The sequence below is a fragment of the Sporosarcina saromensis genome (genome assembly GCF_054901285.1).
The window spans coordinates 3,357,278-3,375,249 of record NZ_CM142738.1; the positions used below are offsets into that span (position 1 = coordinate 3,357,278).

Annotated in this window: 13 protein-coding genes; 4 read left to right on the top strand and 9 right to left on the bottom strand. The window is 44.6% G+C overall.

Annotation, left to right across the window (positions count from 1 at the left end; all coding sequences use genetic code 11):
* Nucleotides 1-18: 18 nt before the first annotated feature.
* On the bottom strand, nucleotides 19-786 hold the full coding sequence (locus ACVHUV_RS17120; protein ID WP_462085408.1) for a prolyl oligopeptidase family serine peptidase: 768 nt from the start codon (nucleotides 784-786) through the stop codon (nucleotides 19-21).
* 476 nt (nucleotides 787-1,262) lie between these two features.
* On the opposite strand from ACVHUV_RS17120, the gene ACVHUV_RS17125 reads away from it, so the two are divergent.
* A complete protein-coding gene (locus tag ACVHUV_RS17125) occupies nucleotides 1,263-2,069 on the top strand; it encodes a Cof-type HAD-IIB family hydrolase (protein ID WP_371389203.1) in 807 nt (268 codons plus the stop codon).
* Between the two features lie 15 nt (nucleotides 2,070-2,084).
* Entirely contained in the window at nucleotides 2,085-2,942 is an 858-nt protein-coding gene (locus ACVHUV_RS17130; protein ID WP_462085409.1) for a DegV family protein, read from the top strand.
* Nucleotides 2,943-2,994: 52 nt separating this feature from the next.
* Here the strand turns inward: ACVHUV_RS17130 and ACVHUV_RS17135 are convergent, their stop codons facing one another.
* The 7 genes from ACVHUV_RS17135 to ACVHUV_RS17165 all read right to left on the bottom strand — a co-directional run bounded on the left by ACVHUV_RS17135 (nucleotide 2,995) and on the right by ACVHUV_RS17165 (nucleotide 15,817).
* Complete coding sequence (locus tag ACVHUV_RS17135; protein WP_462085410.1) at nucleotides 2,995-4,437, bottom strand: alpha-amylase family glycosyl hydrolase; 1,443 nt, start codon at nucleotides 4,435-4,437, stop codon at nucleotides 2,995-2,997.
* 224 nt (nucleotides 4,438-4,661) lie between these two features.
* Complete coding sequence (locus ACVHUV_RS17140) at nucleotides 4,662-5,036, bottom strand: YisL family protein (protein ID WP_317942536.1); 375 nt, start codon at nucleotides 5,034-5,036, stop codon at nucleotides 4,662-4,664.
* A 73-nt stretch (nucleotides 5,037-5,109) separates the two neighbouring features.
* Nucleotides 5,110-6,009, bottom strand: coding sequence for a fumarylacetoacetate hydrolase family protein (locus tag ACVHUV_RS17145; protein WP_371389200.1), 900 nt, complete (start codon nucleotides 6,007-6,009; stop codon nucleotides 5,110-5,112).
* Nucleotides 6,010-6,090: 81 nt separating this feature from the next.
* Complete coding sequence (locus tag ACVHUV_RS17150; RefSeq protein WP_462085411.1) at nucleotides 6,091-7,284, bottom strand: DUF418 domain-containing protein; 1,194 nt, start codon at nucleotides 7,282-7,284, stop codon at nucleotides 6,091-6,093.
* Nucleotides 7,281-10,994, bottom strand: a complete 3,714-nt coding sequence (gene addA, locus ACVHUV_RS17155; RefSeq protein WP_462085412.1) for a helicase-exonuclease AddAB subunit AddA — start codon at nucleotides 10,992-10,994, stop codon at nucleotides 7,281-7,283. The genes ACVHUV_RS17150 and addA overlap by 4 nt, the downstream gene beginning before the upstream one ends.
* Entirely contained in the window at nucleotides 10,972-14,463 is a 3,492-nt protein-coding gene (addB, locus tag ACVHUV_RS17160; RefSeq protein WP_462085413.1) for a helicase-exonuclease AddAB subunit AddB, read from the bottom strand. Before addB ends, addA begins: the two co-directional genes overlap by 23 nt.
* Before the next feature lie 730 nt (nucleotides 14,464-15,193).
* Entirely contained in the window at nucleotides 15,194-15,817 is a 624-nt protein-coding gene (locus tag ACVHUV_RS17165) for a TVP38/TMEM64 family protein (RefSeq protein WP_462085414.1), read from the bottom strand.
* A gap of 150 nt (nucleotides 15,818-15,967) precedes the next feature.
* On the opposite strand from ACVHUV_RS17165, the gene ACVHUV_RS17170 reads away from it, so the two are divergent.
* Entirely contained in the window at nucleotides 15,968-16,693 is a 726-nt protein-coding gene (locus ACVHUV_RS17170; RefSeq protein WP_371389196.1) for an AzlC family ABC transporter permease, read from the top strand.
* Nucleotides 16,693-17,001: a branched-chain amino acid transport AzlD family protein gene (locus tag ACVHUV_RS17175; RefSeq protein WP_462085415.1), complete on the top strand. Its 309-nt coding sequence runs from the start codon at nucleotides 16,693-16,695 to the stop codon at nucleotides 16,999-17,001. The genes ACVHUV_RS17170 and ACVHUV_RS17175 overlap by 1 nt, the downstream gene beginning before the upstream one ends.
* Before the next feature lie 686 nt (nucleotides 17,002-17,687).
* Here the strand turns inward: ACVHUV_RS17175 and ACVHUV_RS17180 are convergent.
* Complete coding sequence (locus tag ACVHUV_RS17180) at nucleotides 17,688-17,951, bottom strand: CsbA family protein (RefSeq protein WP_462085416.1); 264 nt, start codon at nucleotides 17,949-17,951, stop codon at nucleotides 17,688-17,690.
* Between the last annotated feature and the right edge of the window lie 21 nt (nucleotides 17,952-17,972).

Below are 17,972 nucleotides of genomic sequence, written 5' to 3' on the forward strand. Positions count from 1 at the left end.
CATCATAGCAAGGTTATGCTATTCATTCAAATAACTTGCGAGCCAATCGACCGAACGCAACATGCCTGTTCGAGAAACAGCATGTCCCGCTTCTGAATCGGTCATGAATTCGAACCGTTCTGGTAGGTTGATGTAATCTTTTTTAGCGGCATTATAGAAATTAAACGTTGGTTCATAAGGTACCGTCGTATCATTCTTTCCATGCCAGAAAAATACAGGTCGCCCAGCTAATTTTTCACGTTGTTTCGTCATATCAAAAAATGCTAATGTATCGAGCAACGATTGACGGTCTTCATCCGAAATGGGTAACTTGAAACCTCTTCTCTCAAATTGCGCAATTTGTGCTTTCGCCAATTCGACGTACCCGGGTGCCCCCATCATGACTGTTGCCACATCAATCCACGGATAAGCTGTCAAACAACCGAGCGTCGTAATGCCTCCCATGGAAGTGCCCCCCATGCCAATTTTCGTTACCCCTCTTTGTTGCAGTTCATTGTGCAGCACTGCCATTTCTTCAATCGACGTTAACACGATTTCCCAAAATCGAAGGCTTAATTGCACTTCATCTAACTGTTCACTGCGAACGCCATGCAAATGCGCTTCAGGCAGAAGGACACGGAGCCCTTGCTTGGCCATGTTATATGCGTAATGTAAATTGTGCTCTTTCGCACTTGTAAATCCATGTAAGAAGATTACAGCTGGAATGTTGCTATTTTGCAGGGATTCATCCACAATATGTAATAAAGGGATATTCGTCTTGCCCCATTGTTCGTCTCTAACAATCATGCAAACACCTTCTATACCTTTTTAGTAAATCGTAACAAAGTTTTACTAGAAAAACAAAAAATAGGCGTGTGGCGGAATTTTTTGACTTACGCCTAATGATAACGCTACACTGAACAGTAGATAATAAGAGTCAATTACAGGTCTGTTGATTAACCAATTACTACAAGTAGACTCCTTCGAATCCGTTGGCTTGTACCTGCAACTTATTTGCCTTTCAACTTAAAAAATGCTCATCAGGATTGGAGCAGAAGGCGGCGACTCCTGCGGGAACAGCGCGAGCTGAAGACCCTGGACTGAGCGAAGCGAGGGAAGCGGCTGAAGCCGTGCCCGCGGAACGCGTCCGCCTGGAGCGGAAATCCGGTGTTTACCGAGGATTACAAGGAAAATTGGATATTCTTATATCACACAAATTGGTTAATCAACACGCCTAAGCCAATTACTCAAAAAACATATTTAACAACGAGGGGGACGACTCAATGAAACCGCATTTAATTGTCCTCGATTTGGACGGGACATTATTGACAGATGAAAAAATCATCTCAGAAAAAACTGCACATACTTTGAAATTGGCAGAAGAACAAGGGCATCAGATTATGATTGCAACAGGACGACCGTATCGAGCGAGCGCTGTCTATTACAAGCAACTCGGTTTACAAACACCTATTGTCAATTTTAATGGTGCGTTTGTCCATAATCCAACGGATACGAATTGGCAAACCATTCACGAAACGATTTCCTTACCTGTCGTAAGGGACGTCGTCGATGCGATGCAGGATTTTCGTTTTCACAATATCATTGCTGAAGTGATGGACGATGTGTATATGCAAGTGCACGACGAGAAGATGCTCGATGTACTGACATTTGGAGAGCCGATTATTACAGCAGGTGATATACGCAATTCATTACAAGTCGATCCAACAAGTTTACTCATTCATGCAGACTCGAAAAATGTCGATCCGATCAGACGCCATTTAGCAGATGTGCATGCGGAAGTGATTGACCATAGACGATGGGGAGCTCCTTTTGATGTCATTGAAATTGTCCGTCACGGATTGAACAAAGCGGTTGGGATTTCACATGTTTCCAAATGGCTCGACATCCCGCGGGAACGGATCATCGCGTTCGGGGATGAAGACAACGACCTTGAAATGATCGATTATGCAGGTACGGGAGTCGCCATGGGCAATGGAATTGACCGATTAAAATCGATTGCAAATGAAGTGACGATGACGAACAACGAAGATGGAATTGCAGCGTTCTTAAAGGAACGCTTAAAACTATAGAAATGAGGGGTAGTTATGAGAATTTTTGCGGATAGTGGTTCAGATTTACCGAAATCATTTTTTGAAGAAAACAATGTGACGCTAATTCCATTGAAAGTATTAGTAGATGACAAAGAGTTTGATGATATTACCGAAATTGATGCGCAAGAAATCTACTCCGCAATACGTAGTGGAAAGCATCCAAAAACGTCGCAAGCCTCTCCGGAACTGTTGCTCAATACGTGGAAGGAGTTAGCAAAAAGCGGAGAAGACGGACTGTATATCGCTTTTTCATCCGAATTATCAGGTACGTACAATACAGCAGTCATGATGCGAGACCAAGTAAAAGAAGTCAATCCGAGTATGAATATGATTATCATTGATTCGCGATGCGCTTCGCTTGGCCATGGACTTCTCGTAAAAGAGGCTGTTCGTTTACGGGATGCAGGTGACGATATCCGGACAATCGAACGCAAAATTCGCCATATGGCTGCTCATATGGAGCATTTATTTACAGTAGAGGATTTAGATTATTTGGCGAAAGGCGGACGTGTGTCAAAAGCGAGTGCATTCATCGGTGGATTATTGAATATTAAACCGTTGCTTCATGTAGAAAGCGGCAAACTCGTACCGATTGAAAAACATCGCGGTCGCAAAAAAGTATTAAAACGGATGGTCGACCTTATGGATGAGCGTGGAGTAAATTTAGCCAACCAAACGATTGCCATCAGTCATGGTGATGACTTACAGACCGCCAAAGAAGTTCAAGCACTCATCGAAGAACGTTTTAAGCCAAAAGCAACTGAAATCCATATGATTGGTTCCGTCATCGGGTCACACGCAGGCCCTGGCACAATCGCCATCTTCTTTTTGAATAAAGAAATGAACGCATAAAGAAAAACGCCTTTTCAGACAGGCTTACCACATGTCATGAAAAGGCGTTTATTCATCCTTCCGCTTTTCTACGCGCTCTTCCTTTCTTAATGACAAGGAAAAGGAACGTTAAAAAGAGTATATAAACAAGAAGCGAGGCAATTAAATACGGTATATTAAATCCTTTGTCTTCATCAGCAATATATACTTCTGCTAGTTCACGGTCTAACACGACGTGGAAATACCCGTCGTCTGTTTCTTTCACCAAATCACTGTCGAGCAAGCCGCGTAATTTCTTTTTCTCACCTATTTGCTCTGCTGGAATTTTAATATCAACCGTTTTTGACGTGTTGTTAACAGCAATTAACCACGTTTCGTCTTCTGAAGTTCGTGTATAAACCATGAAACCATCTTGATTGTGCAACATTTTGAAATCACCATTGCGAAGCGTTTCCGATTGGTTTCGCAGCGTGTTTAAATTACCGATCAAGTCTTTTAATTCCATATCGGTTTTAAAATTGAGCAATGGGTGACTATCTGGCGCTTCTTTACCGTTTACTGCAATTTCCGAGCCATATGTCATTAAAGGCACCCCTGGCAACGTGAATAATGCCGTTACGGCTACTTTCCATCGAGTCGGTGGGAACATTCTTGCTTCAACCATTTCATACGTTAACCGGGAACCGGACAAATCGTCAAGTTGGATAATATTCGTTGCATTTGCATCGGTAAAAATATCAATACCTGATGAGTTCGCATCGGTTTTCGTAAATGCTTGACGGAGTGCATCTTCTTGAGCGATGTGCCGCGTCGCATCGAAGTCCGCATTGCTCTCCTCATTCGTCATGACATATGCGCCTGCTTTTGCTTCATGGACGGCTGCAATTACTTCATTTACAAATGCATCCGAATAGCCTTCCAACTTTGTCAATCGGACCCCATCTAAATCGTGTGTAGTCACAAAATCTACGACCGCTTGAAGTAACGCTTGCTGGAGGGCATCATCATTTGAATCCCATTGAATTGTACCGTCAGTCGTTTCAGTATGCGAAAATTGTTCATTCTTTACCCAGTCATGCTGTTTACTCACGTCATTCATGGGGAAATCTGCTATGACCTTTATGTCTTTTTCATGTGCTTCTTTCACTAAACTTGTTAATTCTTCAGCGGTTCCAAAATGCGGTTCCAACTTTTCGTAAGACCGTGCTTGTGCGCCATCATACGTGTCTGTTTCAAACACAGGCCCAATTGAAATCATCGTGAAACCCATTTCAGTAATATGTTGCAACCTCGACTGGATTCCTGCAAAGTCCCCACCATTAAACGCATGACGATTTGTTGCATCCACGTCCACATCATTCGTACCGATCTCATTATTAAACCGGTCTACTAATAAGTCATATATACTTTCATCCTTCAACGTGCGTTCAGTAGAAGCAGCTGCTTCTGTCGGCAACATCGTTGAAATGAACAGTAAAAAAATGGCGATAACACTACTTATACGTTTACCTTTCACAAAAAAAGCCTCCTCGACAAGCTATCTTTAGCCATTTTATCAAATGGATGCTTTCCACGCCATGTAATGAAATGAAAAAAATGTCGGACGTCTGGAATTGAGTCGAATTTGTGAATGGAGGAAAACGTCAGCAGTCTCCAATTTTTGTCCAAGTAAAAACCGTCAGCTTGATTAGCTGACGGTTTTCAATCCCAGTACATCAATATAGTTGGACCTTCTGTACCTTAAAACAACTCCCAGCCCATCGGTAATTTAAAACCGAAGAACATTGTTGCGAATAGGAATACGAAGAAAAGGATCCAAAATAGGGTAACGTTTTTCCCTTTTGTAGAACGAACGAGCACCATTTCCATCATGCCGATCGTCAATAAACCGAGCAGGAATTTGATGCCGTACTCTGCGCCTCGACCGTAATCCATTCCTTTAATGAATAGCAGTACGCCAGATAGAAGGATGAGCACATAAAATAAGCGTGCAATCATATGTGTAATTTTTTTGCCTTTTGTCCCGTTCGCCATCACTGCAGCAACGAGAAAAACGATAATGCCGACTACCCATGTGAAAATATGAAAATGGGTCGTGTCTGATAAAAAGCCCAAGTGATTCACCTCATTTATTGTCTTTACCCCTTAATCCTACCATATTAGTAATCCTAATCGCACTAAAATACGCTTAGGCAAAGCGGTTTACAAGTGTGCCAATTCCCTCTACAGCAATTTGCACCGTATCGCCAGCACGCAAAAATTTCGGTGGATTCATTCCTTTTCCGACACCAGCAGGCGTACCTGTCAAAATAACATCTCCCGGTTCCAGTGTTACGTATTTCGATATCTCCACAATCAATTCATCTATTTTAAAGATCATATTTGCTGTATGGCCATTTTGGCGTACTTCATCATTCACTTTTGTCACAATGCTAAGATTATGCGGATTTGGGAGCTCATCTTTTGTCACAATGTACGGCCCGATTGGACAAGATCCGTCTAAACTCTTGCCTAAGAAATATTGTTTATGAGCCGATTGGATATCTCTTGCTGTAATGTCATTTGCAATGGAATACCCAAAAACATAATCATAGGCAAGTTGTTTCGGGATATTGCGTCCTTTCTTACCAATAACGACAGCTAACTCGCCTTCGTAATCCAAGTTTTGCGTAACTTCGGCATGGACAGGTAACACCTGTTCATCTGCAGCAATTGCAGTCGGTGATTTCGTGAAGATCATTAATTTCTCAGGTGGTGCATCACTACCCATTTCAGCTGCATGGTCCGCATAGTTCTTACCGACACACAAAACGTTTTTAGGTGTTCGTGGCACAGGCGATAACCATTCGATTTTCGTAAAGTCATGTTTGAACTGTTCCGGATTCTCACTCGTCTTCGCTTGTTCAGTCAGTTTTCTCACCTTCTCAACAAACTGTAGCCCTTCTTTGATGCCCTCGATGATTGTTGTCGGGAAATCTGTTTCGCCAAAAGCCTCTGCAATGGATCGGACATCCCAGACCGCTTCCTCTTTCTTCACTTTCGGACCGAATAAGATGTTCCCTTCATACCGGAACGATAAAAGTTTCATGTGCTAGCCCTACCTTCCTTGTTTGATTTCTTCCCTACACAAACTACAAGCTAACGATGACTGTAGCTGTCTCCTTTATTTCTACAAAACTTGCACTTTCTCCTCTTTTTTCGTCAGATTCTTTCCATACGTCACTTTACGCCATATCCATTCAAATGGACCCATCTTAAACTTCATCAGCCACAATTCGGCAAAAATCACTTGTAGAATGAAGATGCCAATCGCCATTAACGTTCCCGTCTCAATGTCCACTTTTCCATACAAACCGAACCCATAATTGTAGAAAATTAATGTTGCAACGATCGATTGCGTCAAGTAAGTCGTCAAAGACATACGACCTGCTTTTGAAATTGGCCGGAATACTTTTTGGAAAATCGGCAATTGACATAACAACAAAATGACGCCTGCATATCCGATCGCTAAAATCGGTCCACCGATCAATTGCTGAGTGAGTTTGTAGTAGTACGTCGGCTCATCAAGATACGGCAATGATTTAATGACAATACCTACAACGAATGAAAGGAGTGTAACAAGTGCGATTCTGCCTTTGAACTGTGCTGCACGTTCAAACAACTTCACCTTTGCAAAGACTGCACCGAGCATAATTAACGGAAGCACCATAAACACACCCATGAACATCGCCGGCAAACCTATTAGCAACCATTCTGGAATGCGGAACAATAGCGCATCGACATACGAGCCATGTCCGTATGCTGTAATCGCTTGTTCAATCCGTTGGATGTCTGAATAGCCTTCCAGCAGGTCATCTGGAAACATTTTCGTCACAAAATAAGTTCCCCCGATTAGCAACAACGTTGGAATTAAATAAACGACGAGCGCAATGGGTAAGAGCCATTTTTTAGGTATTCTCACAACCCCAATCATGATGAACCCCATAATTGCATACGTAAACAAAATATCACCGGACCATATGAATAGCGCGTGTATCAGTCCGAATGCCATTAAAATTGCGAGACGCTTTGCCATAATTGGCGCAAATGGTGTTTTATTCACAACAGACTTTTCGTACTGCATTTGCAGACCATAACCGAACAGCATCGCAAAAATCGGATAGAAACTCGCTTCTATGAAAATGCTAATAATTTTATAAGAGAATTGATCACCAGGCGTACTGAAATACGTATGTGGATCAATATAAAAATAGGGCGAATGGAAAGTAAGCATATTTGCAATAAAGATACCGAGGAGTGCAAAACCCCTCAACATATCCAACGACTCAATTCGATTCCCTAACAATGTTGGTGAGACTTTCAAACAGATTCCTCCTGAACTTTCACAACCCTCTCCCCGTCAAATAAGTAGAGGACCATTTCTTTTATGTGTATTTTCGCAATCGATTCGATCGCTTTTTTATAAAGGCTCAACTGTATGCCGTACCGTTTTTGCATCTCCTCTGTTAACGACTCATCGGAAACAAGCTGCCCACGGACACGATCGGTTTTGTAATCAAGCAGCACCCATCCGTCCTTTTCCTGGAACAAACAATCCGCGATCCCTTGCAATATCTGATGATCCCCGTCTTCTGCATCATACGCATACGTAAACGGAACTTCCCGTAGGACTGTTGCCGAAGCGGACAAACGATTATACATGTTCGTCGAAAAGAATGTTACGATCGCATTCACATCTACAGCATTTGCTTCTTCAGGTGTCAATAATTGCCGCGTAGTCAATTCCGTCACAAATCGAGCAACATCCTGAACCGTCGGCTTTGAAGTGAGGTCAATATGTTGCATAATCGTATGCATCGCTGATCCGATTTCCGCACTCGATAATGCTCGCGTTTGCATGAACGATGGACGTGCATGCAAAAAGGGTGTACTCACTTCATCATCCAATGTAGAAAAGAAATTATCATACGTACCATCTTGCTCAAGCTGTGCTAACCGTTTCAGTTCACTAACGGTCTGTTTTGAACGTTTCTGCACAGATGCTCCATGCGGATACCGGTAATCGAATCTGCGTTTCACTTCGGCTACCCAGTCATCATTTACTTCCTCCGAACCAACGATCTCTTTCTCTTCTACGGCAATTTCCTCTTCTGCCGGCTCTAAGAAAGACGCCGTCGGATACGCTGCAATTTTCCATTTTGAATCATCCGCTATTAGTCTACCGCCATTCGTTACACCGAACAATTCAAAATCGGCATGCCTTGCAACTGCAGGTCCAATCCAATCCAAATACCCGTTTGCTCTTGAGCGCGTATATTCCGGTAACATTGAACCCGGCTCAATCAGTTGTGCATCTTGCCATTTCGTCATCGTCTTCTCTATGTCTTTCACAGTGGCAACAAGTTCCAGATGTTCTTTCGCCCGCGTCATCGCTACGTATAACACACGCATTTCTTCCGCCCGCATTTCCAATTGCTTTTTTTCCTTCATCGCTAAAAACGGAAGCGATGTATACGTAATGCGTAAATCGGGATCGATTGCCTTTACCGCAAGACCAAAATGTTGGTCAAATAAATACGGTTCATTGAAATCCATCTTATTGAATTGGCGACCTGTTCCTGCTACGAACACATATGGAAATTCGAGCCCTTTGGATGAATGGATGGTCATGATTCGCACAACATCTTCCGTATCACTAACGTAACGAGCAGCTCCTAGGTCATCTCCTCGTTTTTGCATTCTGTCGATGAAGCGGAGAAAACGGAACAATCCTCTGAAAGATGTTTTTTCATAATCAATCGCACGGTCATGCAAGGCGCGTAAGTTCGCTTGCCGTTGCTTGCCATTTGGCATTGCGCCAACAATTTCGTAATAGTGCGTATCTGCGTACACTTGCCAAATAAGCTCGGACAACGAACCGCGACGAGCTAAATTACGCCAATCTTCAAACCGCAAGAAAAACCGTTGCAATTTCTGTTGTGTGACGGGATCAATACCTGCTCCTCCCGTCGCCATAAAATGCTTTAATGCATCGTAAAAAGGTTTATTCTTCGCTGCTAATCGGACTTGCGCCAACTCATTCTCTGTCATGCCGACAAACGGAGCACGTAAGACGGAAGCAAGTGGAATATCTTGGTAAGGATTATCAATGACACGCAAGGTGTTCAGCATAATCATCACTTCAATCGCTTCAAAATAACCACGGGACAATTCAGCGTAAATCGGAATCCCTGCCAGCTTGAATTCTTCTGCAATTTCGCCAGACCACGTCATCGAACGCATAAGAATGACAATGTCACTATATTTTAACGGGCGCCGTTTATCCGAAAAAGCATCCGTCACTTCTTCCCCTGAAGCCATCAAGCTTTTAATGCGTTGAATCATATAACGCGCTTCGGCTTGCGAACTTTTTAAACTTTGGCCAACGAGCTCTGTTGCTTCATCGTCAAGCTCCTCTTCATCAGCTTCGTACAGTAGCGTAAGCGTTGCTGCAGTTTCCTTTTCAGGATACTTTGCACCATATTTCAAGGCAGCCGCCTCATCATATTCAACTTCTCCGACACGTTTCCCCATCACTTGAGAAAAGACATAATTTGTCGCATCCAACACTTCCTTGCGACTTCTGAAGTTTGCGTTCAAGTCGATTTTTAGTCCTTGGTCGCCGTCATCTGTCGTAAATCGATTATATTTCCCGAGGAATAAACCAGGCTCTGCCAGACGGAACCGATAAATGGATTGTTTCACATCACCAACCATGAACAAGTTCCCATCCGCTTCGCTCCCCCGTTTCACAAGCTGGATAATCGCTTCCTGTAATAAATTGACATCTTGATACTCATCCACAAGCACTTCCGCAAAACGATTTAAGTAGTCCATCGCGATATCAGAAGGAACCCATTCACCGTCGCTTTCTTCCGCGAGAATCATTAACGCAAAATGCTCCAAATCGGAAAAGTCTACAAGTCCCCGATCCATTTTCACTTGTTTATACCGCTCACCAAAATCGATGACCAACTCTACAAGCGAATGCATACTCGGTGCCATTAATCGGATTTCATCGAGCAGACGCTTCGGTGTTCTTGTAAAATAGGACTCTTTCAAAGTATTGATGATTTTTTTAACGGAATCACGTATCGCTTTCGCCCGCTTCGCCAGTTCTTCATCACACGTATTTTTGCGAATCGTTCCCGCTTTCACCCATGTCAACGAACCGAAGAAATGGTACGTATCTTCCCAAGTCCCCTCATCTATCCGGCGCTTCGCTTCCAACAGCCATTGCAAGTCCGTATCCGCCGTTACAGCGAGAGGTTCCGGACCTTCAGGCAACAAAGCGATCCGTTTCATATCTTCCGTCAAAGCAATTGCCTCTTCCAATGTGTGCCGAATCGCTGTTTTCAACGGCTCAATGAACGCTAATTCATCAATTGAGACATCTTCACCAATTTCATATTGCATCGGTAACATGCGAAGCCATCTTTCAGGAGAAGGATGAACTCTTGAATAGTCATAAAGCTTGTCAATCAGTTTTTCAATTGACTGGTCGTTCCGATCGGATGTAAAGCTATCCGCTAAACGATACATTGCTTCAGGATTGTCGGCATTATACGCATCCTCCAGCACTTCCCCAATCGTATCATCGCGTAACAAAGCCGCTTCCGTTGTATCTGCTATCCGAAAGCCTGGATCGATATCAATCAAATAGGCATACTGACGCACTACATTTAGACAGAACGAGTGCAAAGTGGAAATCTGGGCTTTATTCAACAGACTCAACTGTCGTCGTAAATGGATGGACGCTGGTTTTTCAGCAATCGCCTCTTCTAACGCACCTGCCATCCGATGACGCATTTCTGCAGCCGCAGCATTCGTGAATGTGACAACGAGCAATTGGTCGACGTCAATCGGGTCTTGCTCATTCAATACTTTCTGAATCATTCTAGTAATCAACACTTTTGTTTTCCCAGATCCAGCCGCAGCTGACACGAGCACATCTTTCCCTGTCGCCCAGATCGCTTTCCACTGTGCATCCGTAAACGTCACGTCTGCCGGTTTAATTGGAATGTCCATCATCATTCACATCCTCTCGCATCTTTTCAAGTGTTTGCTCGGCATCCATCGAATCATATTGCCTGTACGCCTGCTCAGGATCAGTTGGATCGAATTGACAAACGGATTGATACGAACAAAACTGACAAGGCATCCGGTCCTTCAATTTATATGGATAGACCCGTGTATCGCCCGCTAACATGCCATCTCCCGCCTGTTGGTGCCGATGTCGCACAAATTTCCTGACGACATGCAAATCATCCGTCGACAAAACTTTCGATGCTTTTGTGAATGAACCGTCTGTCTTAAATGCGGCAGGGATGACAGCTGAAGTCTTGCCAATTTGCGCATCCATTCCCATGACAACTTCAGGCTCATCTAACAAATAGCCCCGCATCTTATAGGACTTGATCATTTCCTGCTCGATCATTGCCTCGGTCATTTCCAGTTCGGACCGAAGCATCGGGTTATGGACATGCAAATAAAGGACACCCGCAGGATCCGCTTTAAACCCAATCCACTCTTCCGCATGTTCAACCGCTACATCTAAATACGTCAACATTTGCAAGGAGATACCGTAATAGACATCCGTCAAATCCAACTGCTTTGCTGATGATTTGTAGTCGACAATTCGCAAGTATTTCTTGCCATCTATTTCGGTCGCGTCAATTCGGTCAATACGTCCACGTAAATTCATTTGATTGCCCCGACGAAGTGGAATTGACAGTGGCGGCAACGGCTCTCCTGGTCCAAATGCCGCTTCAATTGCCACCGGCTTGAACGAGCTCGTCGTCGCCTGCTTGCCAAGCGCATACAACGTCCGCGTCAAAATATGCGTCAATTTCCGCCGGATATACTGATAACGACTTGTCGACAGTAATATCCGATTGAAAAACAACGGAGTAATCGCGTCCATCGCTCCCTTGGCTAGCGCCCAACAATCTTCCTTCGTCAACTCCGCCCATGACCTACCACTTCGATTCATTTCATCCGAAATCCATTTTAATGCCGCATGGAACAAATCCCCGATTGAAGGAGCTTCCAACGTATACTCCATCCGCTCCTGTAAACCTAATCCATACGATGCAAAATGCTGGAACGGACAGCTATAATACGATTCAACGCGCGAAACACTCGATACGAACGATTTTCCATACAAGCCTTCTGTTAACGTAGGAGCTAACCGTTCCGTGCGGTTCCGCTCTTTCATCGACGTCGTAATATCATGCAGAACAGAAGACCACAGTGGATCTTCTTCGTAATATGTCAACACCGCTTGCCATTGCGGCGTCAGTTCATTGCGATGAGCAGCCTCTTTCACTTTCATGGAAACATAAGGCAATGCCGTCCGAGGGTGACTAATGTAAGTCGCTTCATCGGCGCGATCCAACAACTCCGATGGATCCGTCACTGCAACTTGCAAAGGAACTCCTTTCACGATCGTTTGGATTCTTGCGATATACAACGAAGGCAATAAGGATTTTCCTTCTTCGTCGGCAATCGGGTACGTAATAAAGAGCTTGTCCTTTGCGGAAGTGAACGCACGATACGCCATATACGACTCGTCCATTAATTTCGTCTTGGACGAAGGAGCGAGTTCAATACCGCTCCGATTGAACCACTCCCGGTCCGAATCGGATAAGATTCCCTCTGCATCCATCCGTTGCGGCAGTACCCCGTCATTGACACCCATTACAAATACAACATCGCTATCCATCATACTCGACAGCTCAATTGTCGTAACAGTCACTTGGTCCAAAGAAGGTGGAATGCGCGTAAATTCCAACGTATCCAAACCTTCATCCAAAATACGGGCAGCTTCTTTCAATGGCATATCCTTTTCCCCGAACATAAGCACAAATTGGTCCAACACATTAATCCATGAATTCCATGCTTGGTCGTGTTCCGCTGCACTTAATAATCGACCCGCACGTTCTTCCTCAGCCCGCAAGTCAACAATCTTATCGAAGATCTGCAACGATTCCATGAATAAAAACAACGCCTCAGCGATATCCCGTCCATTACGAGCCCGTTTTAACCGACTTTCAAACTGGACAAGTGGATCCCTTACGATGTCACGAATGAGATGCAACTCTTTTTGCAACTGTAATTCCTCGTCCGTCTGCACAGTCGTATGGAGCTCTAATCCCCGGTATCGTTTCACTTTCCAACGATCCTCGTCATACCAACGATTCCCGTAAATACCATTTGCCAGCACGTAGTTTTCCAAACGATCCGCTCGCTCCCGCCATAACTGTTTGTCCTCACGATGCGGGAAAAACAAATCTGTTTTTATCGCCCTAAAAACTGCTTCGTACGTCCAACCATTCGTCACAACTTCCAAAATGGATCGTGAAAACTCAATAAGCGGGTGATGGAGCATTGGTTTTTTACGGCTAATGAACACCGGGATGTCATACTGGGAAAAAATCGTCTCAATGAGCTCATCATATACTTCAGGCTGCCGGTACAAAATGGCAATCTGTTTATAACGCTCACCATTCCTAACAAGCTCCCGGATATGCCGGGCCACAGCATGTACTTCTGCACGCCGATCCGCCGCTTCAATAAGGGTAACAGCTCCTTCAGAAGTCCGTTCAGAGGGCGGGTACTTTTCAAACTCCTTCTCAAAGTGCCGTAATTCTGCATTTCGAAAACGCAACGCTTCTTCCAAATGCATGTTGCCTTCCACATCGACTGATTCCAACCGGGCAATCTCCCGCAACTTTAACGCCGTCCGCACCGGATTGAAAAACAACTCATGGTCTGCATGACCCGAAACACCCGCTTCCATCGGCAATACAACCGTCACGCTTTTCCCGTACTTCATTAACTCCTTCAAAATCTCGTATTCTCGCGAAGTAAAACTCTCAAAACCATCTACATATATATCCGCATCACGAATAAACTCCGAATGCTGCACTTGCGATGCAAGCAAAGCGAGATGGCCCTCACTATCGACATACGCTGTCCCAAGCTTCTCTTCTATCTTTCCAAGCAGTAGTGTTAAATCGCTCACCTTGTCTTGCAACGTACGTGGTGCATGTCCCGCGGACAACTCCGCTAACAGCTTGCCAAGCAATTCTTGGTCCAAACAATACCGGGAAAATTCCTTCATCAAGTCGCCAATCTTCTCCGTAAATCCTCTTTTATTGGCAGCTTGCCGAAACAGTTTCAACTCATCCCGATTCTCCTCCAACACGCTTCGCACAAGCATCCGATAACCAAAACCATCAACCTCTTTACGCGTAATGCCACCTGTCTCTTGCAACACCCGCCACGCAAGCCGTTTAAACGTCGAAACTTGTGCACGAATCATACCCTTTAAGCCAAAATTCACCGACAAGCTATGTTCCATCGAATACGACATCTGGTCAGGCACAAGCAATATAATCGCCGGACCAAGCGGATCCTTCTCCAACGACTCCGCAATCTCCCGCTCAATCAACGTCGTCTTACCAGTCCCAGCTCGTCCCGTCACAAAACGCAACGTCATCCTAAAACGCCCCCTTCCAACCAATAAAAAAATCCCTCTCATCTCTTCCTTCCATTGTACCGAAAGTTTAAGAGGACAGGAACTAAATACATTCACAAACAACCCATTCATTTGTCAAAAGCATTCTGCGCGATTAGCAAATCCTTGCAACGAAAACAGGCCGCGCCACCCAAAACACCAAACAACGCATAAACTCCTCAAACGCAGCAGTACTCCTCGAAACTCAGCATATTCATCCCGAAAACCGCACAACTCCTCAGAACTCCGCATATCCGCCCCGAAAGCCGCATAACGCTACTAATTTCAGAAACCGTTGATTTGTCAAAAGCATTCTGCGCGACTAGCAAATCCCTGCAACGCAACTATCCCGCGCCACCCAAAACGCCAAACAACGTATAAACTCCTCAAACGCGGCATAACTCCTCGAAACGCGGCATATTCATCCCGAAAACCGCATAACTACTCAGAACTCCGCATATTCGCCCCAAAAACCGCATAACGCTACTAATTTCCAAAACCGTTGATTTGTCAAAAGCTTTCTGCGCGACTAGCAATTCCCTGCAACGCAACCAACCCGCGGCACTAAAAAACGCCAAACAACGCATAAACTCCTCAAACGCGGCATAACTCCTCGAAACGCCGCATATCCACCCCGAAAACCGCATAACTCCTCAAAACTCCGCATTTTCTCCTCAAAAACCGCATAACTCAAAAAGCCTTAGTCAAATCATTACTCATCTTCCCCCTGAAACATCGTACTCGACTCTTCCTCCACCCGCTTATCAAGTCGCTTCTCAAACCATTTTCCAACTAACCACAAAATCACAATTAGCACAAGAACAATAGCAGTTCGAATCGGCTGCGTCAGCAACGCCTTTAAATCATGTCCAATAAAGCTAATCGTAAAAATCATAACAAACTTCCCCGCCATCAAAATCAACAAATAATTCCTTTTCTTTAAATTGGACAAACCTGCAACTAGATTGACAAGCGCTGACGGCGTAAACGGAAAACAAAGTAGCAAAAATAACGGACCGAAACCATTTCGTTCCACCCATCCAATAAGCTGTTGAATACGCGCATGCTTCGTGAGAAAACGCAGAAAACGATTTCTTCCATACTTGCGGATTATTAAGAACACTGCATACGATCCTGAAACTGTTCCAACCCATGATAGAAGAAATCCAAACCACAAACTATCATAAGCACCAGCATTCGCAAAAACAAATACAAACAGCGGCAAAAAAGGCAAGAAAGCCTCAATAAACGGCAGTAAAATGCCAATAAAAGGCCCAAGCGCCTTATAATGCTCCGCCAATTCAATAATTTTATCAACATCCATCCATTCGCTCATATGTATACACCCTCACCTGTCCACAAATCGACTCATCTTCGGCCAATTCTCAATTCCTATCTCAACTATTCCCTTTTTTCTTATAGAATACCACTGAAACATCAAAATATAGTATAATTTCAACTATACATATTAGAAAGACGTGACAAAATGCGAAACAAACAGTTTATAGCAGGCGTGAAAGCAGGCATCAGCATCGCAATCGGCTACTTTCCCGTCGCACTCACATTCGGGCTACTCGCCAAAACAACAGGACTGAACATCATTGAAGCAACAGCCATGAGCTTGTTCGTATTCGCTGGCGCCTCTCAATACATGACCCTTAGTCTCATCAAACTTGGAGTAGATCCCGTCACCATCGTCATCAACACATTCGTCGTCAACATCCGTCACTTCCTTATGACGGCATCACTGAATGAAAAGATGCAGCGTGCACCAAAATGGGTAAAAGCTACATACGCTTTCGGCATTACAGACGAAACCTTCTCCATCCTAGCGACGCGTGAAGAAGACAAAATCACATCCGCATTCGCATTCGGTGTCGCCTCTGTCGCCTACGGCAGCTGGGTCATCTTTACGGCAGTCGGCCACTTCGTCGGCGCCAACTTACCGGGTTTCCTGCAGATCGCCATGTCCATTGCGCTTTACGCCATGTTCATCGGTCTACTCGTCCCAGCGACAAAAGGAAATCGAAAAGTCGTCATGCTCGCAACAACAGCAGCCGTCATCCATTGCATCCTCTACTTCGGAGAACTGCTAACGACCGGCTGGGCAATCCTCGTGTCCACACTCGGATCCGCCATCTTCATCGAAATCATCTACACACGCCGCGGCAAAAATGCAGCCGGCATGTACAAAGAAAGGAAGACTAACTAATGGGCCCTACATACTGGTGGATGCTCTTTGGGATGGCGCTCGTCACCTACCTCCCACGCATGATACCACTCACCATACTAGACGGAAAAGAACTCCCACCAATTATTAGCGGCGTCCTCAGCAACATCCCCTACGCCGTCCTCGGTGCACTCATCTTTCCCGCCGTCCTATTCGTCCAAGAAGGCAACATCCTCTTCGGCATCATCGGTGCAGCAACCGCATTCCTCATCGCCTTCCTCGGCGGCAGCCTCATGCCCGTCGTCCTAGGCACAATCGGCGTTCTCGCCATCTACAGCCTCTTCATGTAACTTGAAAACTGCCATGCACGGCGGTTTTCTTTTTTTGGTCAATCGCGTCATGAAGTCCTATTCTATCAATGGTACATACCCGCATTCATCCAAACCTATCCCTTCTTAATAAGAGTAGGGACTAGAACAACAGTCAACAATACGGAAAACTGCGTGAATCCAAGTTGCAAAATCCTTGAAGTCACGCAGTATTTTATAAGCTTTTTATTAATCACACTAAAATTTCTACTTATCTCCCAGCCTTAGCTAAGTTCATACTTCAACCAAATCCGTTCAAAATAAACCGATTTACTACAGTTACGACTACCAATTGCACTCAAAAAGAGGCTGGGACAAAACTCTAAATAGACCGTTCCTCTGCGCTCCAAAAGGCACGCTTTCCGCGGGGCGCGCTTGAGCCAATCGAACAACGAAGAGTTCGATTTGCCGTATTTCTGCGTACTTTGCGGAAATTAAGGCATCCTTGCTCCCAACGCTTCGCTTATGCTCGCAAAAGCCGTTCTACGTGACGGCTTTCCCTGCGGGGTCTCAACATTCGCGCTACAATCCCGCAGGAGTCGGCCTTTTTCCGCTGCGACTCACTCAAGAATTTAAAAAGAAACATTGGAAAAATATAAAAAAACTGCATGACGGCGAATTGGCCATAATGCAGTTTTTTATGTTTTGTCCCAGCCTCTTCACAAACATTATTCATTCACTTCTTGCTGGCGTTTCCTCGCCTTCTTCACCATCCGCGTGGCATACCAGAAGCCGATTGTGAGCGACAATGCGTCTGCCACATACAACAGCCAATTATGTGTGTATCCGGCATATATCGACGCAGCTATAAGGGCAACTGTCAACGCAAGGCCAACGAAGTGATGGAATGTTACGCGTGTGAAAAACACGACGAGCAAGCCAGGCAAAAACAAGGCGAGCAGTAACTTCGTTTCCAATAAGGCGATATCCATTTTACAACCAACTTTCTTACT

Coding starts and splice junctions, on each gene's coding strand:
- ACVHUV_RS17120 (WP_462085408.1), bottom strand. CDS start 786: ATGATTGTTAGAGACGAACAATGGGGCAAGACGAATATCCCTTTATTA.
- ACVHUV_RS17125 (WP_371389203.1), top strand. CDS start 1,263: ATGAAACCGCATTTAATTGTCCTCGATTTGGACGGGACATTATTGACA.
- ACVHUV_RS17130 (WP_462085409.1), top strand. CDS start 2,085: ATGAGAATTTTTGCGGATAGTGGTTCAGATTTACCGAAATCATTTTTT.
- ACVHUV_RS17145 (WP_371389200.1), bottom strand. CDS start 6,009: ATGAAACTTTTATCGTTCCGGTATGAAGGGAACATCTTATTCGGTCCG.
- addA (WP_462085412.1), bottom strand. CDS start 10,994: ATGATGATGGACATTCCAATTAAACCGGCAGACGTGACGTTTACGGAT.
- addB (WP_462085413.1), bottom strand. CDS start 14,463: ATGACGTTGCGTTTTGTGACGGGACGAGCTGGGACTGGTAAGACGACG.
- ACVHUV_RS17165 (WP_462085414.1), bottom strand. CDS start 15,817: ATGAGCGAATGGATGGATGTTGATAAAATTATTGAATTGGCGGAGCAT.
- ACVHUV_RS17170 (WP_371389196.1), top strand. CDS start 15,968: ATGCGAAACAAACAGTTTATAGCAGGCGTGAAAGCAGGCATCAGCATC.
- ACVHUV_RS17175 (WP_462085415.1), top strand. CDS start 16,693: ATGGGCCCTACATACTGGTGGATGCTCTTTGGGATGGCGCTCGTCACC.
- ACVHUV_RS17180 (WP_462085416.1), bottom strand. CDS start 17,951: ATGGATATCGCCTTATTGGAAACGAAGTTACTGCTCGCCTTGTTTTTG.